Origin of the sequence: Aquimarina sp. AU119 (assembly GCF_900312735.1) — a bacterium.
In the GTDB taxonomy this organism is placed as follows: Bacteria; Bacteroidota; Bacteroidia; order Flavobacteriales; family Flavobacteriaceae; genus Aquimarina; species Aquimarina algiphila.
In genome coordinates this window covers 170,169-191,978 of the sequence record NZ_OMPF01000022.1, presented here as the reverse complement: position 1 = coordinate 191,978, position 21,810 = coordinate 170,169, and the positions used below count along the sequence as shown (strand labels likewise).

The 21,810-nt window shown below is 30.5% G+C and carries 25 protein-coding genes; 16 read left to right on the top strand and 9 right to left on the bottom strand.

Features of this window, described 5'->3' with window-relative positions; genetic code table 11:
- Positions 1 to 21: 21 nt before the first annotated feature.
- Both DK442_RS18730 and DK442_RS18725 read right to left on the bottom strand, forming a co-directional pair.
- The gene (locus DK442_RS18730; RefSeq protein ID WP_160114262.1) at positions 22 to 1,086 is read right to left on the bottom strand and encodes an Ig-like domain-containing protein; all 1,065 of its coding nucleotides are present in this window, start codon (positions 1,084 to 1,086) and stop codon (positions 22 to 24) included.
- Between the two features lie 12 nt (positions 1,087 to 1,098).
- Positions 1,099 to 2,211, bottom strand: a complete 1,113-nt coding sequence (locus tag DK442_RS18725; RefSeq protein ID WP_109437425.1) for a hypothetical protein — start codon at positions 2,209 to 2,211, stop codon at positions 1,099 to 1,101.
- A gap of 183 nt (positions 2,212 to 2,394) precedes the next feature.
- On the opposite strand from DK442_RS18725, the gene DK442_RS18720 reads away from it, so the two are divergent.
- Both DK442_RS18720 and DK442_RS18715 read left to right on the top strand, forming a co-directional pair.
- Positions 2,395 to 3,183 (top strand): helix-turn-helix transcriptional regulator, encoded by a 789-nt coding sequence (locus tag DK442_RS18720; protein ID WP_109437424.1) that lies wholly within the window; start codon positions 2,395 to 2,397, stop codon positions 3,181 to 3,183.
- Positions 3,184 to 3,317: 134 nt separating this feature from the next.
- Positions 3,318 to 4,640 (top strand): S41 family peptidase, encoded by a 1,323-nt coding sequence (locus DK442_RS18715; protein ID WP_160114261.1) that lies wholly within the window; start codon positions 3,318 to 3,320, stop codon positions 4,638 to 4,640.
- A 188-nt stretch (positions 4,641 to 4,828) separates the two neighbouring features.
- Here DK442_RS18715 and DK442_RS18710 read toward each other — a convergent pair whose 3' ends face one another.
- Positions 4,829 to 5,053, bottom strand: coding sequence for a hypothetical protein (locus tag DK442_RS18710; RefSeq protein WP_109437422.1), 225 nt, complete (start codon positions 5,051 to 5,053; stop codon positions 4,829 to 4,831).
- A 100-nt stretch (positions 5,054 to 5,153) separates the two neighbouring features.
- Here DK442_RS18710 and DK442_RS18705 point away from each other — a divergent pair, with 100 nt between their 5' ends.
- Together DK442_RS18705 and DK442_RS18700 are read left to right on the top strand one after the other, a co-directional pair.
- Positions 5,154 to 5,498, top strand: coding sequence for a hypothetical protein (locus DK442_RS18705; protein WP_143915041.1), 345 nt, complete (start codon positions 5,154 to 5,156; stop codon positions 5,496 to 5,498).
- Positions 5,499 to 5,652: 154 nt separating this feature from the next.
- Positions 5,653 to 6,222, top strand: coding sequence for a hypothetical protein (locus tag DK442_RS18700; RefSeq protein WP_109437420.1), 570 nt, complete (start codon positions 5,653 to 5,655; stop codon positions 6,220 to 6,222).
- 11 nt (positions 6,223 to 6,233) lie between these two features.
- Here the strand turns inward: DK442_RS18700 and DK442_RS18695 are convergent, their stop codons facing one another.
- Entirely contained in the window at positions 6,234 to 7,496 is a 1,263-nt protein-coding gene (locus DK442_RS18695) for a hypothetical protein (protein ID WP_109437419.1), read from the bottom strand.
- Between the two features lie 123 nt (positions 7,497 to 7,619).
- Between DK442_RS18695 and DK442_RS18690 the strand changes: the two genes are divergently transcribed.
- The gene (locus DK442_RS18690) at positions 7,620 to 8,726 is read left to right on the top strand and encodes a hypothetical protein (protein WP_109437418.1); all 1,107 of its coding nucleotides are present in this window, start codon (positions 7,620 to 7,622) and stop codon (positions 8,724 to 8,726) included.
- Between the two features lie 15 nt (positions 8,727 to 8,741).
- On the opposite strand, the gene DK442_RS18685 is transcribed toward DK442_RS18690, so the two are convergent.
- Both DK442_RS18685 and DK442_RS18680 read right to left on the bottom strand, forming a co-directional pair.
- On the bottom strand, positions 8,742 to 9,617 hold the full coding sequence (locus DK442_RS18685) for a hypothetical protein (protein WP_109437417.1): 876 nt from the start codon (positions 9,615 to 9,617) through the stop codon (positions 8,742 to 8,744).
- Between the two features lie 3 nt (positions 9,618 to 9,620).
- Positions 9,621 to 9,896 carry a hypothetical protein gene (locus DK442_RS18680; protein ID WP_109437416.1) on the bottom strand — a complete coding sequence of 92 codons (276 nt, stop codon included), beginning with the start codon at positions 9,894 to 9,896 and terminating at the stop codon, positions 9,621 to 9,623.
- A gap of 223 nt (positions 9,897 to 10,119) precedes the next feature.
- Here DK442_RS18680 and DK442_RS18675 point away from each other — a divergent pair, with 223 nt between their 5' ends.
- The 10 genes from DK442_RS18675 (at position 10,120) to DK442_RS18630 (ending at position 18,445) form a co-directional block, all read left to right on the top strand.
- Positions 10,120 to 11,235, top strand: a complete 1,116-nt coding sequence (locus tag DK442_RS18675) for a serine hydrolase (protein ID WP_109437415.1) — start codon at positions 10,120 to 10,122, stop codon at positions 11,233 to 11,235.
- A gap of 10 nt (positions 11,236 to 11,245) precedes the next feature.
- Entirely contained in the window at positions 11,246 to 11,575 is a 330-nt protein-coding gene (locus DK442_RS18670; protein ID WP_109437414.1) for a DUF6249 domain-containing protein, read from the top strand.
- Entirely contained in the window at positions 11,565 to 12,143 is a 579-nt protein-coding gene (locus DK442_RS18665) for an RNA polymerase sigma factor (protein ID WP_109437413.1), read from the top strand. The genes DK442_RS18670 and DK442_RS18665 overlap by 11 nt, the downstream gene beginning before the upstream one ends.
- Positions 12,140 to 12,478 carry a hypothetical protein gene (locus DK442_RS18660; protein ID WP_109437412.1) on the top strand — a complete coding sequence of 113 codons (339 nt, stop codon included), beginning with the start codon at positions 12,140 to 12,142 and terminating at the stop codon, positions 12,476 to 12,478. The genes DK442_RS18665 and DK442_RS18660 overlap by 4 nt, the downstream gene beginning before the upstream one ends.
- Positions 12,479 to 12,504: 26 nt before the next feature.
- Entirely contained in the window at positions 12,505 to 13,041 is a 537-nt protein-coding gene (locus DK442_RS18655) for a Crp/Fnr family transcriptional regulator (RefSeq protein WP_109437411.1), read from the top strand.
- Positions 13,042 to 13,117: 76 nt separating this feature from the next.
- Entirely contained in the window at positions 13,118 to 13,639 is a 522-nt protein-coding gene (locus tag DK442_RS18650; RefSeq protein WP_109437410.1) for a GNAT family N-acetyltransferase, read from the top strand.
- Between the two features lie 66 nt (positions 13,640 to 13,705).
- Positions 13,706 to 15,049: a DEAD/DEAH box helicase gene (locus DK442_RS18645; protein ID WP_109437409.1), complete on the top strand. Its 1,344-nt coding sequence runs from the start codon at positions 13,706 to 13,708 to the stop codon at positions 15,047 to 15,049.
- 11 nt (positions 15,050 to 15,060) lie between these two features.
- A complete protein-coding gene (locus tag DK442_RS18640; RefSeq protein WP_109437408.1) occupies positions 15,061 to 16,374 on the top strand; it encodes a DEAD/DEAH box helicase in 1,314 nt (437 codons plus the stop codon).
- Between the two features lie 231 nt (positions 16,375 to 16,605).
- Positions 16,606 to 18,159, top strand: a complete 1,554-nt coding sequence (locus DK442_RS18635; protein WP_109437852.1) for a DEAD/DEAH box helicase — start codon at positions 16,606 to 16,608, stop codon at positions 18,157 to 18,159.
- Positions 18,160 to 18,253: 94 nt separating this feature from the next.
- Positions 18,254 to 18,445 carry a cold-shock protein gene (locus tag DK442_RS18630; protein WP_109437407.1) on the top strand — a complete coding sequence of 64 codons (192 nt, stop codon included), beginning with the start codon at positions 18,254 to 18,256 and terminating at the stop codon, positions 18,443 to 18,445.
- 92 nt (positions 18,446 to 18,537) lie between these two features.
- Here DK442_RS18630 and rlmF read toward each other — a convergent pair whose 3' ends face one another.
- The 3 genes from rlmF to DK442_RS18615 all read right to left on the bottom strand — a co-directional run bounded on the left by rlmF (position 18,538) and on the right by DK442_RS18615 (position 21,273).
- A complete protein-coding gene (rlmF, locus tag DK442_RS18625; RefSeq protein WP_109437406.1) occupies positions 18,538 to 19,392 on the bottom strand; it encodes a 23S rRNA (adenine(1618)-N(6))-methyltransferase RlmF in 855 nt (284 codons plus the stop codon).
- A gap of 191 nt (positions 19,393 to 19,583) precedes the next feature.
- The gene (locus DK442_RS18620; RefSeq protein ID WP_109437405.1) at positions 19,584 to 20,255 is read right to left on the bottom strand and encodes a LytTR family DNA-binding domain-containing protein; all 672 of its coding nucleotides are present in this window, start codon (positions 20,253 to 20,255) and stop codon (positions 19,584 to 19,586) included.
- Positions 20,248 to 21,273, bottom strand: coding sequence for a sensor histidine kinase (locus DK442_RS18615; protein WP_109437404.1), 1,026 nt, complete (start codon positions 21,271 to 21,273; stop codon positions 20,248 to 20,250). Before DK442_RS18615 ends, DK442_RS18620 begins: the two co-directional genes overlap by 8 nt.
- A gap of 191 nt (positions 21,274 to 21,464) precedes the next feature.
- Here DK442_RS18615 and DK442_RS18610 point away from each other — a divergent pair, with 191 nt between their 5' ends.
- Positions 21,465 to 21,770, top strand: a complete 306-nt coding sequence (locus DK442_RS18610; protein ID WP_109437403.1) for an EF-hand domain-containing protein — start codon at positions 21,465 to 21,467, stop codon at positions 21,768 to 21,770.
- The last annotated feature ends 40 nt before the right edge of the window (positions 21,771 to 21,810 follow it).

Genomic DNA, 21,810 nt, shown 5'->3' with positions numbered 1-21,810 from the left:
ATCGAGATCAAAGCCCACCTTTTATTTAATACTAAATTCTAGTTTATATTCATCGTAAAGTTGCTTTTTATCTAAAATACTAACTTCACTATCAAATAATCTATTTAGGTTGTTTCCTGCCAGATCTTCTAGGCGAGAATCAATCAAAACTTGATATTGCCCTTTTTTCCATGGATGTTTTGGAGTAAAAATTAATGTTGATTCATTGTTTGTTAGTTGCCATTCTCCATAGATTTCTTGTTTTTCAGCATTAATAATTTTCATGCTATTTAGGGTGCTACCATAGTCCATGGATTCACCAAGAAAAATAACCAAATCATCATTGTTTTCTGGAGGTAAAATTTTGAAAGAACCCATACTGGGCTGTATTCGATCTGCATAAGTAATTTTAAACAAATGAGTAAAATCTTTTTGCATGGAAACACCTTGTCGGTCCTTTATGTTTTTTAATACGATTAATTGATACATAGCATCGTTTTCGAATACTGGCCCTAATTGTTTGTTAGGAATTAAATCACGTTTTTGTCGCCCGGGCTCTATCCAGACAGTTAACAGTTTTCCGTCTTCACTAATAAGAGCATTTTCAAGAGATAAAGTAGTCCTGGATAATGTATCTCCCTGATTATTTATAAAACGAATATAATCGTACACATGAACTTCATTAACGGGATGAGAAAATTGTACATACCACTTTAACAGGTTCGAAGGGAGTGATTTTGCAGAAGGATAAATCGCTTCTACCGCAAGATAATTATACGCTTCAGGTATCTCTAAAGTAAAATATTCTATGGTATTGTTATATATAAAGGTATACTCCTGATTCCATCCAAAAGGCACCAATGGTGTAAAATGAAGTTCTAGCTCATCTATCTGTATTGTACCCAGTATGGGATGTGTACGATCAAGTTCTTCTTCAGAAATTTGGCCTCTATACACCTTAAGATTATTAGAAAGGTTAAACTCATCTGTTATAGTAAGACGGGTTTTGCCAAAGCTAAACCTTGGAGATGTCTGCGAGAACATCCCCAAAACAAAATAAAACGATATAAATATGACACTAACAATGCTTTTAACCTTGTTATGCATGGCTTGTTAGTATTATTTCTCGATCCACCAGGTACGTCCTTGTTTTAAAGCTAAATTTCCATTCGATTCTCGTTGTACGATTAAGAACCCTGATGGTCCGTAGTTATCTAATTGTTGGACATTTACAAAAGGTAAATTTACATAATCAACACCTACAGCAGCTCCTTTTTTGATAACAGGAGTAGTGAGAGAACCTTCATAAGTTTCTAAATCAGAAAATTCCATTTTCATTAGAGGTCTATTACTATTGGCAATAAGTAAATATCGTTTCCCTCCATTTTCCACTTCAATCATATCTATAGGACTGTTTCCACTGCCGAGTTCTGCCACAGTTCTTCCTTTGTTATGAACACCTGGTTTGATTTGATCTGTAGGAAATATGACCAATGGGGTACATGTATATCCAGCAATAATATGAGAACTCCCTTTTATCTTAGTAGGAACAAATGCTTTTATAGGAGCATGTGTTTCATACTTACCATGTGCAGCATGATAAATTTCTAGAGAGCTGTAATTCTGTTCTTTAGTAAATGGAAAATCGATTGACCGAAAAGTGGATCCAAATTCTTTATTACTTAAACCAGATAACATAATTTTTCCAGAAGTATATTGCATATCTGCTACCGCCCACTTACGAAGTTCTCGACCTCGTTTGTCTTTTGCATCCATTGCGATTGGATCAAGTAAAGAAGTTTTGCTATGAGAAATATTATCTAGAGATACTGGTTTTAATTTATTATTATCTACCTTAAATAATATAGCAGTTCCAGAACCATGATGTACAGATAAATAAATATTATTATTCTCAGGATTAACAGCCATATCAGTAATTTGTATTTGGTCTGTTGTAGTACCTAACATATCAGCAATAAGTTGATCCAAAAGGTCTATTTTTACCTTACTATTATCAACTTTTGGATGTGAACTTACGTCAATTGCAACTATCTGTGCAGATTTACTATCCCCAATAAATAATATGCATTTGGGTCCGAAGGTCATAGAATTAATTGATTTAATCTCAGGATTACCGGTAGTAAAATTAGCTTTTAAAGAAGAATTTGCGTTACCGGTGATGGTCAAAAAAAATAGAATCAAAGTGATGATGAATGTTACTAATGTTTTCATGGTGTGCGATTTATAGAATGATCGATGTTTTTAAAAGTAAAGAAAAAGTAGTATGTCTACAGTTAAAGAATTGCTAATATGATTAAGAGCATTTTTTGAGCATTTTTTAGTGGCATTATATTTGCTCAAAAATTATCTTTATATTTAAGAGTATTTGCTGGATTTCTAATTTGATAACATGTCATGATCTCATTAAAAACTAAAGAGTTTTTAGGTAAAACAACAGAACAGTTTTCTTTTGATAATTATGATATTTCTATGGTTAAATATCATCAACCAGTATCAGAAGATTGGCATTCTCATGAAAAGTATCATCTTTCCTTAGTTTTACAAGGGGGTAACTTAGAATCTAGAAAAGGAAAAGATATTCAGGTACTGCCAGGAAGTATCATATTATATGATAAAGAAGAAATACATCGTAATCGGCATACCGCATTTCCTTCTGAGAATCTTAATATAGAAATAGATGATCTATTCTTTATGCAAAATGAACTTTCAACTTCTGATTTTAAAACATCAATACTTAAAAATACAGAGGTTCAGTTTGAATTATTAAAGATATATAAAGAACTACGGGTTAATGATATCTCTTCTTCAGTATCTGTTCATTCGTCATTACTTACCTTGTTTTCGGGTTATAATAAAGCAACTGACTGCAAACCTCCCTGGGTAGATGTTATTAGAGAGTTATTATGTGATCGTTGGAATGAGTTTATAACACTCGAAGAATTATCTCAGGAGCTTCATATACATCCTGTTACGATTTCAAGATATTTTTCCAAATACTTTAATTGTACGCTTGGAGAGTATATGCGCAGAATCAAAATAGAAAAAGCCATTTTATTTTTAAAGCATAGTAATAAGTCTCTCACAGAAATTACTTTTTTATGCGGTTTTTCTGATCAGAGCCATTTTTCGAAGATATTTAAGCTCAACACAGGTTTTAGACCTTATGAATTTAGAAAAATATAATAGATTATTTCTTCTAGGTTAATTTCATCCTATTTTTTAAGCTTTTTTCTTCATTAATTTACATAACTAGTAGTGTATTACATTATTCATATAATTAATTAAGTCATTCAATAATCATGAAACAAGCAGTCTTTATGAAAAGTATAATAGTAATCGCATTTCTTTTCATTTTAACGCCTTCCTTTTCTCAGTATCATAATAATGATATTATAAAACAGGCACAAGAATTATTAGAAAAGAATTATATCTTTTTGGATAAAGCAAAAGAAACAAATGCGCACCTTGATGTATTAATGAAAAAAGGTTTCTTTGATGAAAAATCTCCCGCTGATTTAGCAAAAGCACTTACCTTAGAATTGCAAAAGATTACAAAAGATAAACATCTTCGTTTTTCGGCCCCTAGAAAAGATCAAGTAAAAAAGAAAAAAGAAAGATCAATTACAGCAAATCTAGCCAGGTATAGATCTCCAATGTTACGAGGATTTCAACTTTTGAAATCTAATATTGGTTATATAGATTTGGCATTTTTTGGTGGTTCTGAAGAACATCTGGCAAAGATAGACCTTGTTATGAAAGAGATGCAAATTGCGGATGCTATTATTGTTGACATGAGAAGAAACGGAGGAGGACATCCAACCACTGTTAACTATCTATCCAGTTACTTTTTTAATGAAAAAGTATTACTTAATTCTATATATTCTCGTGCACAAAATCATACCGAAGAATTATGGGTTGTGGATGTAAATGGAACAAAAAGACCTAAAGTACCGGTGTATATACTAACTAGTACATCCACATTTTCTGGGGCAGAAGATTTTTCATATACCATGCAAAGTAGAAGTAGAGCTACTATAATTGGGGAAGTCACAGGAGGAGGGGCTCACCCTACACGATATTTTCCTTTGGATCATGGTTTTGGAATAGGGATACCTTTTGCAAGAACTATTAATACAGTTACAAAAACAAATTGGGAGGGAGTTGGTGTACAACCAGATATTAAAATGGTTGCTGATGATGCTCTGGAAAAAGCAAAGGAATTGGCAATAGAAGAAGCTTCAAAGTATAAGAATTCTCTTTTTGTACCATTAGAAAAGGCACTTACTGCTTTAAAAGATAAAAACGGAGAAGATGCAGATAAAAATAAAGTACATAAACAACTTGGGTTGTTGGTGAAAGCCAATATACTTGGAGAAGGAAGTATTAATGAACTTGGATACGAATACATGCAAAGTAAGAAAACACAAATAGCTCAGGTTATTTTTAAATCAAACACCCTTCTGTTTCCAGATTCTGCAAATGCTTGGGATAGTCTTGCAGAAAGTTACTTAAATTTAGAGAATAAGGAAAAAGCAATCGAGTATTATAATAAAGCCATAAAAATGGATCCTGATGGAGGTGTTGGAGATAATGCTCGAGCAATGCTAAAAAAAATTACAGCAAAAGTTGTAGCACATTAATAATTAGATACTAATTATTTAAAGCATACCTTTTGAAAGATGATCTACCAGATCATTTCTAAGAAAAGATAATTTTAAAGGAGCCAATATCCTATAAGATTAACTCTTAGAAATGATCTGGTTTTGTTTTTGGAGTAAAACTTCAAGCCTATTTTTAGTGATCAAGCTATAAAAGTAAGAGAGTTTACTTATTTCTCCTTATAATCTATAATATCTTTTATTTCCACTCCCATATAATCGGCTATTTTCTTTAACCGCTCAAAGTCTTTTAATAGATCTTTTCGCTTAACGACATAATCTCCGGCCTGCGGACTTACTCCCAGAACTTTTGAAATACCATATACCGTTTTAGCTCCTTTACTTTTTTTAAGGAGCTTTTTTAATTTTCTATTAACCATAAAACAAACATACATATAATGTTTGATTAATCAAATAAATTTTTATTAAAAAAATATTTGATTATTAAAATAATGTTTGTATATTCGTGAAATACAAATTCAAAATCATCAAACTATGAAACTCTTATTGGCAACTGTAGTATTTTGTGTATCTATAGGAAATGCAACCCCATCGATAACAGATCCTATCTCATTAAAAAAGAAAGATAAAATTGAGCGTAAAAAAGAAGATGCTTCTCAAAATAAAAATGCGCATTCTTTAAAGAAATGGAGAATCACAATAGAGTATACTAATGGTAATGTATTATCTAAGACCATTGTTGTTAATAAAAATTCTAAATTAAGTGCGTTAGAAACAGCTTTTAAAGAAGCTGACAAACATTTGAAGGATATTAAAAATGTTAAAGAATATAGTATATCTCCCGTTACCAACTCTTATGTGATATTAGCAGGAGAATAAAATTTAATCAATACCCTGAACTTACCTATACTTATAAAAAAAGGATCGTACATTACGGTCCTTTTTTTATATCTCTAAAATTATCATTAACATTTCTAGATTAAATTCAAAAAGAAGTTTATACCTTTCTTAACTATTGCAAATTAATATTGATATGTCTAAAGTATTCTCTGTTTTTCTTTTTTTAAGTTGTTTAATGTCATTAACAGCACAGGATGATAATCCTTCTCAACAATTTTGGAATTCTTTACAGAATTTATGTGGAAAATCATTTGAAGGCATTCTAGAATTACCAGCAGAGGATGACCAGTTTGGAGGAAAAAAATTAGTAATGCATGTGCGTCAATGTAGTAATGATGTAATTAAAATACCGTTTTTTGTAGGAGAAGATAAATCCAGAACTTGGGTATTAACTCATATTAATGATCAAATTATGCTGAAACATGATCATAGACATCAAGATGGTACCGAAGATAAGATCACTCAGTATGGAGGTATAACAACGAATCCTGGACAAAAGGATATACAGATATTTCCTGCAGATAAAGACACGCAAAAAATGATTCCTAAAGCTTCAACAAATGTTTGGTGGATAACTATAGACGAAACAAAATTCACATATAATTTGAGAAGATTAGGAACACCAAGAGTTTTTAGAGTGGTAATGGATATTACAAAACCAGTCAAAAATCCCGAGGCACCTTGGGGTTGGAAAGAAAAATAAATGTAATCTAACTATTTAAAATTTTCATCAAGAATTACTTCTTCATTGAGTTTTTCTGTTACATTCAAATGAGCTACTTCTCCAGCTCCCAAAAACCGATATCGAAGACCGACAATATTCCCCATAGATTTATTATACTGTCCAGAATAGATTTTTTTATTGTCTATTAACACAGTTACGTGTTTTTCTTTTATATCTATATGTATTGTTCTAAATTCTGATAAATCGACGCCAAAAGCAGAAAGATCATTTTCCTTACCTTTTAAGTATAGATCATTAAGCATAAGGTTAATATCAGAAACGCATCCTGGTATTGAAAAAGGGATGACTAGAGCACCGTTCGTTCCAAGAATTACAATTTTTAAAGATTGACAAATGGCCCACTTTTCGTTATATACATTTCGTACTGAAGTTTTTATAGATAAGTTATCCCCAGAAGAACCTTTAAAATCTTTTACCAAATGAAAAGAAGAAACAATAGGTTCTGTACTGGTTGTAATTTCTTTAATAATAGATTTCGGAAAAGACAAATTACTATGAAACAGATTATCACTTTGTATATATTTAGGAACTGGCTTGTAATCTATTGTACCAATCCAACCAGGAGAGGTAATAAATAAATCATGTTCTTTTATAATTTTACCATCAACTAGAAGTTTTGCTCCAAAATAACCAGGGTAGTAATAGATTCCTGTTGCCTGATCTTGTTTTGGATTTATTTTAATAGTCTTAGTGACATCCCAAAACTGTTGAATATAGATGCTGTCTGATGTAATATGATTTAAATCAAAATCAAAAACTACAGAGTTAGGTAAGCCATCGGTTATGGGGCGGCTACTAAATTCAACTTTTGTGAAGTCAATTGTTTTCGATGTATTCTGATTAGATCCAATCATAGAATAAAAAGAAATAAATACAATTGTCAAAACCGCCGCAGATGTTGCAATAATCCCCATATTTTGCAAGACTTTTTTTTCTAACCATGAGGATTTTTGACTTTCATTCTTATGTTTAAAATCCCTCCAGTTTAGATATCCGGCAAATTGTGAAAGGGTATTTAAGGTACTAATACTAGGTGCGCTTTTGTAGCTCACTTTACCCCAAATTCGTTTTAATGTAGTAGGACTTAAAAGAACTTGAGTATGTTGTTGGATAGTTTCGCTTAATTCAATAAATACATCATTATGCCAAACATCAGAACTTCCCCATTCGAGATTTTCTTCAATTTCGAGGAGACATTTCTGTACTAATTTATATTCTGGATATGTATTCATAATCTCTAACAAAAATCATCAAAAAATACGACTTGAACAACATTGAATCGATTTGAACGAACTTGTTTCTGCTTTATTTGGTAATAGGTTAGAACTTTGAGTTCAATCAAAAAATTAAATCTAATGATCAAGGTATTCACTTTCGTTTTATTGAGCACACTTTGTATTCACACTACAAAATCACAAAATATTATCCCTATTGATACAACACATTGGGAAATTAATGCTCAGTCTTATGTCTTAGAGAATTTTAAAGGCAAAGACGCTATTTATATTCAACGCGGCTTAGCATACCTCAAGGACACCAAATTTTTAAATGGGACTATAGAATTTGATGTGTATCTCACAGAACGTCAGGGGTTCCCAGGAGTTCGCTTTAGGGCAGTAGATAGATCTAATATGGAATCTTTTTATCTACGAGCTCATTTGCCGGGAAAACCCGATGCAAATCAAGCTACCCCAGTTATTAATGGGGTTTCGCCCTGGCAACTCTATTTTGGACCGAGATATTCTTTTCCCTATGACTATAATTATGACGGTTGGACACATGTAAAACTAGTAGTTAACGGTCGTAGAGCTCAGATATATTTGGATTATGCAAAAAAACCGAATCTATCTTGGGATTTGATTCGTGAACCCCGTGAAGGAGAAGTTGCTATAGGGGGAGGAGGAGCTTCGGCTATGCACTATGCAAATTTTACAATTAATAAAAATGAATATGACATTGTAGATTTTAAACCAATAAAAAGAAAACCAATAGAAGGGTTAGTTCCAGAATGGCAAGTTTCTGATATTTTTGAAGAAAAGCAGTTAGATGATATTACGAATTTAACAAAGGTTGTTAAGTCCAGAAAGTGGGGTAAAATGATTCAGGTAGAAGAAGGTACCGCTGCTAATATTGCAAGAGAGGTAATTTTAAGAGATGGAACTCCGAGAAATACTGTTTTTGCAAAAATTACCTTTACATCGGATAAGGACCAGATAAAATTATTTGAATTTGGATATAGTGATAGGGTAGTTGCTATTTTGAATAATAATGCTATTTATAAAGGAACCAATAGATGGAGATCCAGAGACTATCGATATTTAGGAACTGTTGGATTGTTTGATGCAATATATTTGGATCTAAAAAAAGGAGAAAATACGCTGCTGTTAGCTGTTTCTGAAGATTTTGGAGGTTGGTTAGTTACCGGTAAATTCTCTAATCCAAAAGGGGTTACAATTAAATAAAACTCATTTTTATATTTAAAACTTCACATTAAGACTAATGGCGGTAGTTTCTATTTTGGCATATTTTAAATCAGGAGCATATCCATTTCTATAAGTAACACCTATACTGATATGTTCCTGTTTTCCTGGATAATAATTAAATGAAAGATTTACTAAAGGAAGCTCTTTTTTTATGGTAGAACTATCGCCCAAAACTCCTCTATAGGTTCCGTCAAAAATAAGCTGTATAGATCGCGGTAAAGCCCAGTATTCTATAAATAATCGTGCAAATAAGGCAGAAAATGTTTCTGTTTCTCCTTGTGAAACCAGATCAGGGACTTCATTGTATTCATAACCAAAATATGGAAAGTATAACCCTTTATAATCTACTTCATCATTTTTAAAACGCCATGTAACTCCGGGTAAATATGAATATTCTGGGTCACCAATAAATGACAATTGTCCCACATACCTTAGCTCATTATGATCTTCCAAAAGATTACGTTTAAATGCAAAATTGGATAACAGATAAGGTTTTAGTGTAAAACTTTGACCAAAATAATACTCTGCATTAATACCAGCACTTAGTTTATCATTTTCATTATCCTCATTAGAAGACTTATGCCATTCTATTACCGGATATAGCAATAAAACAGAATTTGTATGTTCCAGTAACTCGATTTCGCCAAATTTAATAGCTAAATCTACATTTATAAAATCATTATCTGATTTATGATTCTCAAAGAAACTAAACGTAGCAGGTTTATATTCATTAACAGAACCATCAAAAGTTTTTCGAATGCTAATATTATTTCGCTCTAACCAATTTTGAGTATCATCTTGAGAAAGGAGGTCCGCAGGAATAATACATACACATAATACTACTACAATTGGAATAAAATAACTTTTCATAACCTAGTGGTTTATTTTGTTATTGATCAAATTACAAAGTAGAGCAACGGTTAAATTACTTTTCTTTATTTCTGTTGCTAAAACTGTAGCATTAGGTTCAAAATTTTTAACATACCCTCTTAGTGCCAATGCCATACTAATTAGTTGTGGATTATTCATTTTAAGTGGGTGACTTTTTAATATAAAATTGTCCTTCAATTTATGAACAGGAAACCTTGAGAATTTAGAAACAAAGTCTTTAACATCTGTAAAAATTTCTGATTGAGTTGGCTTTTTCATAATGCTATTCTTTAATATTTCAAAAGTAACATTTGCAAATGACTTTTATATATCAACCCATAGTATTATTGAAGAGTTGAGAATATTTAATGTATACATATTAATACAAATAATGTATTTGTCGAAGTGTTAAATAACAATTTTGTAACCTTTTTTAACAACACTTTGTCAAATCAATGTGAATTCGCAATAAAAGTAAGTAATCATATTAATTTTATACAAGATGAATCAATCAAAACGAATAGTATCCCATACTACATTTTTATTAATATTTTCTTTTGGAATTTTTGCTTTTTATGGACAAAGCGATAAAAGATATATTAAGACCGTAAGTGGAAAACCTGTATCCATTTCACAATTAGATAATCATATTAAAAAAATAATGGATTCAATAGCAATGCCAGGACTTTCTATTGCTATTATTAATAATGCTGAAGTTGTGTACCATAATACTTTTGGAGTGATAAATATAAAAGGTAAATCACCTGTAACTAAAAAGACAATTTTTGAAGCTGCTTCTCTTTCAAAACCACTTTTTGCTTATTTTGTCATGAAAATGGTAGAGAAAGGAAAATTTGATTTAGATACCCCTATATATCCACATTTGAAAGAGATTTTTCCTGCTAATACTATAGATAGTGTTTCATTTGATTATTATAGGACTATTACACCTCGTATTGTACTTTCGCATGCTACGGGAATCCCAAATTGGGCAAAAGGAAAACCTATTCATATCGCTTTTAAACCAGGAACAGGGTTTTCATACTCGGGTGAAGCGTATCAACATCTTGGAGCCGCTATGGGAACAAGTTTAGGTATAGGTTGGCATAGTAAATTGGATACTTTGTTTCTTAAAGAAGTAGCTCACCCATTGAAGATGAATACCAGTTTTTATACCTGGAATGATACTATAAAAAAGTATAAAGCAAAAGGACACCAAAAAGGAAAAGTGAACCTCGAAATAGAAAAGTACAATGCTGTTGGACCGGGATATAGCCTTCATTCTGAAGCTTTGGATTATGCTCGGTTTTTGATAGAAATGATGAAGCCAAAGCACTTAAAACAAGAATTAATCGATGAAATGTTGAAAGAACATAATCATTTTAAATCAGATAACAAACTTTTAAAAGAAGTAGGGCAAACAGGATGGGGGCTTGGTTTTGCACAAAAACCGACAGCTAATGGATTAATGCATTTACATACAGGCAATAATCATGATTTTCAATCATATGCCATGTTTGTGCCAAAACAACAATACGGAATAGCACTATTTACAAATTCAGATACGCTACTTCCTTTAATAGAAAAAATAGGAGAATTAATAGAACAACAATTTTAAAGTATAAAACATGGAAAATTTAGGAGAAGCCCTAGGAGGTTTGATCATAGTAATTGGATTAGTAGTAATGGTTTTTATCGTAGCCAAATACAATTATCTAATAAAAAAAGCAATGATAGAAAAAGGATTGGTCCCAGAACAGTCTCAAAGTAAATTTAAATATATAGATATAGGATGTATTGTTTTTGGATTAGGAATCGGACTATTATTTTCGTCAATTTTTACATCAATTGATTTAACAGAAGACACTACAGATTTATTGGTGTGGGGTACCATTTTAATTTTTGGTTCGGCGGGATTAGTTGCTGCTCATTTTATAAGAAAAAGACTTGAAAGATAGAATCGAAGATAATGATATCCATCTAATCAAGCAGATTAAAGAGGGAGATACAACCTCTTTTAGACATTTAGTCGAAAAGTATAAGGATGTATCTCTTACTCTTGCTATATCAATATTGAAGGATCAAAGTATAGCAGAAGATGTTTTACAAGATGTATTTATTAAAGTATATCAAAAAATAGGCACATTTAAATTTAAATCAAACTTTTCTACCTGGTTATATCGTATTGTTGTTAATACAAGTTATAATGCTTTTAAAAAACAAAGAAGTCATATAAGTATTGATAAAATTAATAGTCATGAAATAGAGGCAAATCAAAAAACAGGTGTCGAGAAACTTAAGGAAAAGGATCAAAAGAAATATATCACACTTGCTTTGGAACGCTTAACACCAGACGAAGCGTTGCTGATAAGACTTTTTTATCTTTGTGACTTAAAGATAACAGAAATAAAAGATGTTACTGGTTTTAGTGTTTCAAAAATAAAAGTAGGTTTACATAGAGGAAGAAATAATATGAATTTTATTTTAAGAAAGATATTAGAAAAAGATATAGATAGTTTGTTATGAATGATAAGTTAACTCAGGATTTAGTAAAGAAAAGTATGATTCATACTTCAGATGATTTTACAGACTTATTGATGAATAAGATTGAAGAGAAAAACAAGCAGGAAATAAAAGTTGTTTTTCCTGTAAAGAAGCTTCTTTTTGGAATAGCTACAAGTTTAATTATAATAAGCTTCGGGGCATTTAAGTTACTTGCCTCGTCATATCATTTATTTAGTTTAGACATACATATTTCAAAAATGCCAGTATTGATAACGATTGTTTTATTATTTCTTTTAGGAATGTATTATATTCTAAGGATGAATGAAGTTTATCGTGGTTTAAAAAATGAAATTTAAAAACTTTTTCATCATATTTAGATAGAATGAATGCGATTCAGCAATTGAAAAATAATCTGGAGAAAGGAGGAATTCTAACAAAATTCAAAACTCTAGAAAGAGAGGAGTATTTAAAAACGGCTAATAATATTAATACAAATTTGTATTTTATCTCAGAGGGAAGCCTTAGAGTTTTTTATGTTAATGATAAAGAAGAACATACTTTGTATTTGGGATATAAAAAGTCATTGATAACTGCTTTGGATTCTTTTTTTTCAAATAAAGTATCACAGTTAGAAATTCAGGCCCTTAAAAAAACAAAAGTCGATTTTATTTCCAAAGATGACTTTATGAAATTTATGATGAGTAATCCAGAGAATTTATCTTTATGGTATGCGATCTTAGAAGAACTTATTTATTTACAAACCGAAAGAGAAATTGATCTTTTAATTTCATCTCCGGCAGAACGATATCAAAGAGTTTTACAAAGAAGACCAGAGTTATTTCAGGAAATTCCGCACAAGTATATTGCTTCATATCTAAGAATGGCCCCAGAAACACTATCCAGAATTAAGAGATATTGATTTCAATCAATTTTTATACGCTTATTATGTGGTTATTTTGTAGCTATTCCAATACCAAATAATAATTCTTTAGCAGATGAATAAGTATATAGTAAAAATGTTAAGTGTAAATGATAATAATGCATTCTTTCAGTTAATTAACACTAATAGAGAGCGATTAGAAGATTTCTTTGCAGGAACAGTTTTACGTACTAAAACCATAGCAGATACAATCAATTATTGTGAAGAAATAGAGCAAAAAATTAACGAAAAGTCTTACTTTCCATACCTTATACTTGAAAAAGAATCAAACGTGATTGTAGGCTTTATTGATGTTAAAAATATTGATTGGAATATTCCAAAAGCAGAATTAGGAGCTTTTATCGACTCAAAACATGAAGGAAAAGGAATCATTACAACTACAATGGCTTCTTTAATTGATGATATTGTAAATGAACATCATTTTAAGAAATTATTGTGTAGAATTTCTAGCAGAAATACGAGAAGTATTAGAGTAGCTCTAAATAGTGGTTTTGAATTAGAGGGGACTATACGATGTGATTATAAAACTACTAAAGGTGAAATTGTTGACTTGAATTACTACGGTAAAATCTTTTAATATATTGAGTTTAAAATTGGGATAGTCTTTCCATTTTATACCTCTATCTTTGCCAAAATTTATTTTATGTCAATACAGTTTTCCGATTTAGGAATTATAGCTCCTCTTCAAAAAAGTTTAGAAGACTTAAATATTTCTACACCAACAGATATTCAAAAAAAATCAATTCCCGTCTTATTACAAAAAAAGAATGATTTTGTTGGTTTAGCAAAAACAGGGACAGGAAAAACAGCCGCTTTTGGATTACCATTGTTACAATTGATTGATGTTGATAATAAAAATATTCAAGCAGTAATATTAGCACCGACCAGAGAGTTAGGACATCAGATTTATAATAATTTAATGTCTTTTGCAACATATTTACCTGACATATCTATAGCTTCAATTTGTGGTGAAATTCCGATTAAACCACAAATAGAACGATTAACAAAAGTAACACATATCGTTGTTGCTACTCCGGGACGTTTAATAGATTTAATTAAACGAAATGCTATTGACATAAAAATTGCTAACTACCTAATTCTTGATGAAGCAGACGAAATGGTGAGTTCTCTAAAAGATGGTTTAGATGAAATAGTCTCAGTATTGCCTAAAAGCAGAAGAACTATTCTTTTTACCGCCACAATGCCGGGAACTATAAAACAGATGGTACAAAACTATATGTCAAAACATGTCATACAGGAAAGTGCTGATATGGAAAAGATAGGTCATCAGGGTATAGACCATCGATATGTAGTTGTCGAACCTATAGAAAAATTAGATGTTTTAATGCATTTTTTAACGTCAAAAGAAGGAGAACGAGGGATCATTTTTTGTAAAACAAAAGCTGCAGTAAATAAACTCGCCAAAAATTTGGCAATAAATAAATTCTCTTCTGGTGCTCTACACGGAAGTCTATCACAGCCCATTCGTGATAGAATTATGGAACAATTTAGAGAAGGGCATATACATATTCTTGTAGCCACTGATCTGGCTGCAAGAGGAATTGATGTTAAAGAAATATCGTATGTGGTTAATTATCATTTACCAGATGTATATGAAACATATGTACATCGAAGTGGAAGAACCGCAAGAGCAGGAGCGAAGGGGTTATCGTTAACTGTTTTGCAAAAAGAAGAAATAATAGATATTGCAGAGTTTTCTGATGAGTTAGATATTAACTTTAAAGAATATAATAAGGTAGATGCTCAAAGTATTGAAGAGAATAAAGGATTGTTATGGGCTAAAAAAATATTTAAAACTAAACCAAATCATGACCTCTCTAATCAGTATAAAGAGAAAATAAAAACTGTTTTTCATCATCTCACAAAAGAAGAACTTATTGAAAAAATGATCGCAAGCTATCATATTCAAAATACATCAAGTGTTCCTGTGGTTAAGACAGAGGTGTCTAAAAAGAAAAGAAAGTAATATATATTGATATGGCAAATAATATTAAAGGACAAAAACGAATTCTTGATAAATTGAATATTGAGAGTTTAAATCCAATGCAGGAAGAAGCTCTTGTTGCCGTTGAACATACAGATAATACAATTATTTTATCACCTACAGGAACAGGAAAAACCTTAGCTTTTTTATTACCGGTTATTTCGGGAATGGATCCCGATTGTACTGATATACAAGCATTGATCTTAGTGCCATCACGAGAGTTAGCCATTCAGATAGAACAAGTAGTTAGAGAAATGGGATCAGGTTATAAAGTAAATGCTGTATATGGTGGGCGATCTATTTCTAAAGACAAAGTGGAACTAAAACATACTCCGGCAATCTTAATAGGAACACCAGGTAGAGTAGCAGACCATTTTAGTAGAGAACGCTTTTCAAAAGAAAACATAAAAACTTTGATATTAGATGAGTTTGACAAATCTCTGGAAATTGGTTTTGAGTATGAAATGAGAGGAATTATTAATGCATTACCTAATATTAGAAAGCGTATACTCACTTCTGCAACACAAGAAATTGATATTCCGGATTTTGTACAACTAGAAAACCCTACTATTGTTAATTACTTAAAAGAAGGAGTTTCTAATTTGGCTATTAAAACCATAATTTCTCCATCAAAGGATAAATTAAATACACTTGTGTCAGTCTTAAATCATATAGGTAATCAACCCGGAATTATATTCTGTAATTTAAAAGATACCATAAAAGATGTAAGTGACTTTTTAGATAAAAACAATATAAGTCATGGATGTTTTTATGGTGGAATGGAACAAAAAGACAGAGAACGATCTTTGATCAAATTCAGAAATGGAACACATCAAATCATAATTGCGACTGATTTGGCAGCAAGGGGAATTGATATACCAGAGATAAAATTTATCATTCATTATCAGCTTCCCATAAAAATGGAAGAATTCACACATAGAAATGGTAGGACTGCAAGAGTAGATGCTAAAGGAACTGCATATGTTTTAAAATGGGAAAAAGAGTATTTGCCAGATTTTATTAAAAATGCTGAAATAGAGGTGATTAATGACCAATCTGTACAAAGGCCTTCTCAATATTGGCAAACTTTATTTATTTCTGGAGGTAGAAAAGATAAGATTTCAAAGGGAGATATTGCAGGTTTATTTTTTAAACAAGGGAAAATTGATAAAGATCAATTAGGAGTTATAGAATTAAAACAAGATTGCACTTTTGTCGCTGTACCTGCATCTATTGCAAATCAATTAGTAGCTAATTTAAATAATAGCAGACTGAAAAAGAAAAAGGTAAGAATAACAATTATTTAACCGATATGTGTAGAATTACTGTTGGATAATCAAAGAATCAATCAATACTTGTATTAAGCCAATAGTTTTAATAGATTCTGCTAGGAATTAGAATCTCTTTTTTTATTTATTTCTTCTTTATTTAGTGTATAGAAATACGAATTTTATAAAATGATTTAATTTTTTCATCATAAAATTCTTTAAAAACCCATGAAAGGCCTTAATTTTACATCCCTTAAAAAAATAGAGGTTATGTCGGAAATAATTACTAGTTCAGAAGAGAGGAAAACAGGAAAAGAATTATATAGTTATCAAAAAGGAGCTATTAATAAGATTTTTAAAAGTTTTGAAGATGCCCGCGAAGATTACCATCTATTATATCAATTACCAACTGGTGGTGGAAAAACGGTGATTTTTTCTGAAATAGTACGACAATATTTAAAACATCATAATAAGAAAGTTTTAGTGATGACGCATCGCATCGAATTATGTAAGCAAACCTCTAATATGCTTACGGGATTTGGTGTTGTAAATAAAGTAGTTGATAGTAAGGCCAATCTTGATGATCAGGAAGAGTATAGTTGTTTTGTGGCCATGGTAGAAACATTAAATAACAGACTTAATGAGGATAAATTAGATATTTCAGATATAGGTTTGGTTATTATTGATGAAGCGCATTATAACTCTTTTACCAAGTTGTTTAAATTTTTTGATAAATCCTTTATTCTAGGAGTAACAGCAACTCCGTTGAGTTCAAACATGAAGTTACCTATGAAGGATAATTATGATGAGCTAATTACTGGTGAAACCATAGAATCCCTTATAGAGAATGAGTTTTTGGCACGTGCAGAAGTCTTTGCTTATAATATGGGATTGACGTCATTAGAAGTTGGATCTAACGGTGATTATACTGTAAAATCATCAGAAGATTTATATACTAATAGTGATATGCTTGGGAAATTACTAGAAGCCTATAAAAAGCATTCTTTGGGTAAGAAAACTTTAATTTTTAACAATGGGATTAATACCTCATTACATGTATTTGACACCTTTAGAGCTGCAGGATATCCTATAGCACACCTTGACAATACCGCTACCAAAAAACAAAGGAATCAAATCCTTACTTGGTTTAAGGAAACACCAAATGCTATTTTGACTTCGGTGAGTATTTTAACAACAGGATTTGATGAGCCTACGGTAGATACCATTATTTTAAACAGAGCGACTAAATCTCTTACTTTATATTATCAAATGATTGGTCGAGGTTCTAGGATCTTAAAGAATAAAGCTAAATTTTCTGTTATTGATCTAGGAAACAACCTTTATCGTTTTGGACCTTGGGGTGCAGATTTGGATTGGCAGAAAATATTTAACTCTCCTAACTATTATATGGATAGGCTTCTCAATGATGAGGAGATAGAAAGTAAATTTAAGCATGAAATGCCAGCTGAGTTGAGAGCTGAGTTTGCTAATTCTGAAGAGGTGTATTTTGATATTAAAGATACATATATCGAATCTGTGAAAAAGGGACAATCTTCTAAAGTCGTTTTGGAACAATCTATAGCGCAACATGCAAAAATATGTATTGAAAATAGTGAGGATATCTATGATGCATTAGGTTTAGCAAAGATGTTGGGTGAGGATATTGATCATAGAATACAGGCGTATGCAAAATGTATAAGCAAGAGTACTTATAATTTTTTAAGCTGGTTAAAAGATGATTATAGAAAGAAGTTAAATTCTTATCTACGTGATAATTTTGATACATTATTTGAAGAAATTCATGGTAGGCCGCCTGAAGATTAATTTAATTAGATAGTATAATTTTAGAAAGTTTGATTAAATTTATGGCACCATATTTGAATATGTTAAAATAATTATTAAAATTAATATTATAACAATGAGTAAAGGAACAGTAAAATTCTTCAATGATGCTAAAGGTTTTGGTTTTATTATTGAAGAAGGTTCAAACAAAGAACATTTTGTACACATTTCTGGATTAATAGATGAAATTCGTGAGGGTGATGAAGTTGAATTTGATCTTGCAGAAGGTAAAAAAGGATTAAACGCGGTAAATGTAAAAGTTATTTAAATATATATACGCTAAAACTTTTTATTCAATGCCTGTCATAGTATGACAGGCATTTTTCTTTTAAAAATATTTTATACTTTATAATATAGAAATTAATATGTCCAGGTAATCAGACGGCTTTTTTTATGACCTTGAGACATGTCTACAATAGTATGTTGAGCTTTTATTTTATCTAGTTGTTTTTTTAATTTGGCTACATGTTCTTTTTTAGAAACTAAACTGGTAAAAACACCAACCTGTTTTGAAAAAGAAATACTTTGTTTTACCATACGTTTTAAAAAAAGCGCTTCACCACCATTACACCAAAGTTCATTCGCTTGCCCTCCAAAATTAAGTTCTAAGTCTTTAGATACTTTTAAATTCTTTAGTTTTCTAAGTGTACCTTTAGACGCTTCTTCTTTAGAGCTATGAAAAGGAGGGTTGCACATTACAAAATCAAAATATTCTCCTGGTTTTATAATCCCTTCAAATATATTGGCATGATTTGATTGATGTCTTATTTGAATAGCTTGTGAAAGATGAGGATTAATTTCTACATTTTTGTTTGCAGATGCAATGGCAGTTTCATTAATATCTGCTCCTACCATTTGCCAGCCATAAATTTGAACACCTAAAATCGGATAGATACAATTAGCTCCTACACCAATATCTAAACCTTTTATATTGGGATTTACTCCATTTTGTTTCAATATATCTGCTAAGTGGTGAATATAATCAGCTCTTCCCGGAATTGGAGGACAGAGAAAATTCTTGGGAATACTCCAATCTGTTAATCCATAATCATGTTTTAGAATAGCTCTGTTTAATTCTAAAACTGCTCCAGAATCTGAAAAATCAATGGTCATATTTCCAAATGTATTCGTGAAAACATACGGTTTTAGTATAGGATGTGTATGAATCAATGACGGAAAATCATAAGGCTGATTGTGAATGTTTTTTGGGTGCACTTTGGTTTAGTTTTTAAACAAAGATATATTTAATTGTATGACTCTTTTTTATGATTTGTAAGAAAGAGAAAATGATTGAGATGTTTACATTGCAAAAACCGTAAATAGTATAGTGATAATTTATTTTGATTCAGTTAATCTTATTATTGAATAAAGAATACTTAAATTTCTTTTAATGAGTACTTTGTCTTTTAAAATATCTGATCTTTAACCAAGTCATAATAACTTGAACTTACAGGAATCTTAATTTCTGAGATCAGAACCTCTTTTCCTTTTAATGAAGTTACTTTGTTTTTATTAACGATATAAGATCTATGTACCCTCATGAATATTGATTTTGGTAATGTTGCTTCTAATGATTTTAAAGCCAGATGACTCATTATCTTTTTTTCAGCAGTATAAAAAATAACATATTCGCTATCGCTTTCTATATAAAGAATATCATTGTATTTTAATTTATATAAATCATAACCAGACTTAATAGTCATTGTATTTTGAGATATTGTATCCCCAGAATCTCGTTTAATTTTATTTACGGCAATCAAAAAGCGTTCAAATGTGATGGGCTTAAGCAAATAATCCAATGCATTTAATTCAAATCCTTCTAATGCATATTCAGAATATGCAGTTGTAAATATTATTTGTGTGGTTTCAGGAATCATTTTAGCAAAATCTGTCCCTTTTAAATCGGGCATTTGAATATCTAGAAATACAACATCTATATCAGTAGTTTTAAGTATTTGTAAAGCTTCAAGAGGATTCTCGACTGCACTAACCATTTCTAAAAAATTTAACCTGTCTATATATGTTTTCAGAAGTGTTCTTGCCAATTCTTCATCATCTATTACCAAGCATTTAAGCATTATTAGTCTGTTTTATATTTAGTTTTACCTTAAAAACCTCATTATTTTCAATAATATCTAACTGATGATTTTCTGGATATAATATAGCTAATCTTTTCTTAACATTTTCTAGGCCAATTCCTCCAATGATATCTTTATTAATCCTTTTCTTCGGAATACTATTTTCTATTTTAAAATTAATATAATTAGGAGTAGATTGGATTTGTATTTTTATAAAAGAATCTTTTGGCTTTTCGATATTACTATGTTTAAATGCATTTTCTACGAAAGGAATAAGTAACATAGGTGCGATCCATGTATTACCATCCAAAATACTAAAATCAGTTGTTATTGCATAAGCTTTACTACTTTTTAAAGAAAATAATTTAATATAATCTTTTATATAAGAAACTTCCTTTTTTAAAGGGACTAAAGGACGTTCACATTCATATAAAACATATCGGAGCATATCTGATAAATAACCAATACTTTGTTGAGTTTTATTAGAGTCTATAACAGAAAGAGCATAGATATTATTAAGAGAATTAAATAAAAAGTGCGGATTAATTTGAGATTTTAGAAGTTTAAGTTCTGTTTGAAGATTTTCGTTCTTATTCTTAATGGTTTCTTGCTCTTTTTTTTGTGCAAATACAAATGTTTCTATAAATACTGCAATCACATAAGAAATTGATAATAATAAAAAATGAATAAAAAATCGAGAAGGAGGTTTTGGATTTATGTTTTTGGGTCCTCCTCCAAATGGTGGTGGTATTTTAGGAACTGTAAATAAGTTTATAGAAATAAATGCAAGTGTAGTTATTCCAAGAATTGAAATAATAAGAAATAAAACATACTTCTTCTTAAATAAAAACATTGGAGCAATATAATATATGAGAGCACCAATGAGTAGAGCCTGAAATGCAAAAGCAAAAGAATTTTCTGCTAAAAATTGTGAATTAAAACCTCTTCCAAACCACAATACGGACCAAATAATTAACCATAAAAGTGTTTGATAAAAAAACCTTTTTAATGCATTCATAATGCAAATTAAAGGAAATAAAAATCAATCAATTGATGAAATTACTCTTTTGAAAACAAAGAATTATACCGTTCACTGAATTTAGTGTTGAATTCGCTTAAAACTTCCCAAGATCTACAGAAAACGGTCTTTTACTTCTAAACTTTTATAGAAATTTATAGTCCTATATAGGAAACAATAACATTTGTAAAATGAAAAGTAAAACTATAAAATTAGGATTAGTATTAAGTTTTATAGCATTAATGATGTCTTGTAAGTCAAATGCACAATCTGATACTGAGGAAAAAGAACATCATCAACCTCCAAGCATAGAGGAAATTTTTAAAATGATGGATGATAATAATGATAATAAACTTGCTAAAGAAGAGGTGAGAGGGCCATTAAAAAGAGATTTTTCAAAAATAGATACAGATGAAGATGGTTTTATTACCAAAGAAGAATTAGAAAAGGCTCCGAAACCAAATCATAAAAGAGGACCAAAACAAACACACGATTAAACTATTAGAAAATGGCTTAGAAATGGAAAAGATAATAACC

Bases quoted from the DNA above. Each gene is read 5' to 3' on its own strand.
- DK442_RS18710 (WP_109437422.1), bottom strand. From the start codon at position 5,053: ATGTATGTTTGTTTTATGGTTAATAGAAAATTAAAAAAGCTCCTTAAA.
- DK442_RS18680 (WP_109437416.1), bottom strand. From the start codon at position 9,896: ATGAAAAAGCCAACTCAATCAGAAATTTTTACAGATGTTAAAGACTTT.
- DK442_RS18630 (WP_109437407.1), top strand. From the start codon at position 18,254: ATGAGTAAAGGAACAGTAAAATTCTTCAATGATGCTAAAGGTTTTGGT.
- DK442_RS18705 (WP_143915041.1), top strand. From the start codon at position 5,154: ATGAAACTCTTATTGGCAACTGTAGTATTTTGTGTATCTATAGGAAAT.
- DK442_RS18645 (WP_109437409.1), top strand. From the start codon at position 13,706: ATGTCAATACAGTTTTCCGATTTAGGAATTATAGCTCCTCTTCAAAAA.
- DK442_RS18640 (WP_109437408.1), top strand. From the start codon at position 15,061: ATGGCAAATAATATTAAAGGACAAAAACGAATTCTTGATAAATTGAAT.
- DK442_RS18715 (WP_160114261.1), top strand. From the start codon at position 3,318: ATGAAAAGTATAATAGTAATCGCATTTCTTTTCATTTTAACGCCTTCC.
- DK442_RS18725 (WP_109437425.1), bottom strand. From the start codon at position 2,211: ATGAAAACATTAGTAACATTCATCATCACTTTGATTCTATTTTTTTTG.
- DK442_RS18730 (WP_160114262.1), bottom strand. From the start codon at position 1,086: ATGCATAACAAGGTTAAAAGCATTGTTAGTGTCATATTTATATCGTTT.
- DK442_RS18695 (WP_109437419.1), bottom strand. From the start codon at position 7,496: ATGAATACATATCCAGAATATAAATTAGTACAGAAATGTCTCCTCGAA.
- DK442_RS18615 (WP_109437404.1), bottom strand. From the start codon at position 21,273: ATGAATGCATTAAAAAGGTTTTTTTATCAAACACTTTTATGGTTAATT.
- DK442_RS18675 (WP_109437415.1), top strand. From the start codon at position 10,120: ATGAATCAATCAAAACGAATAGTATCCCATACTACATTTTTATTAATA.
- DK442_RS18670 (WP_109437414.1), top strand. From the start codon at position 11,246: ATGGAAAATTTAGGAGAAGCCCTAGGAGGTTTGATCATAGTAATTGGA.
- DK442_RS18685 (WP_109437417.1), bottom strand. From the start codon at position 9,617: ATGAAAAGTTATTTTATTCCAATTGTAGTAGTATTATGTGTATGTATT.
- DK442_RS18650 (WP_109437410.1), top strand. From the start codon at position 13,118: ATGAATAAGTATATAGTAAAAATGTTAAGTGTAAATGATAATAATGCA.
- DK442_RS18620 (WP_109437405.1), bottom strand. From the start codon at position 20,255: ATGCTTAAATGCTTGGTAATAGATGATGAAGAATTGGCAAGAACACTT.
- DK442_RS18720 (WP_109437424.1), top strand. From the start codon at position 2,395: ATGATCTCATTAAAAACTAAAGAGTTTTTAGGTAAAACAACAGAACAG.
- DK442_RS18635 (WP_109437852.1), top strand. From the start codon at position 16,606: ATGTCGGAAATAATTACTAGTTCAGAAGAGAGGAAAACAGGAAAAGAA.
- DK442_RS18660 (WP_109437412.1), top strand. From the start codon at position 12,140: ATGAATGATAAGTTAACTCAGGATTTAGTAAAGAAAAGTATGATTCAT.
- DK442_RS18690 (WP_109437418.1), top strand. From the start codon at position 7,620: ATGATCAAGGTATTCACTTTCGTTTTATTGAGCACACTTTGTATTCAC.
- DK442_RS18610 (WP_109437403.1), top strand. From the start codon at position 21,465: ATGAAAAGTAAAACTATAAAATTAGGATTAGTATTAAGTTTTATAGCA.
- DK442_RS18655 (WP_109437411.1), top strand. From the start codon at position 12,505: ATGAATGCGATTCAGCAATTGAAAAATAATCTGGAGAAAGGAGGAATT.
- DK442_RS18700 (WP_109437420.1), top strand. From the start codon at position 5,653: ATGTCTAAAGTATTCTCTGTTTTTCTTTTTTTAAGTTGTTTAATGTCA.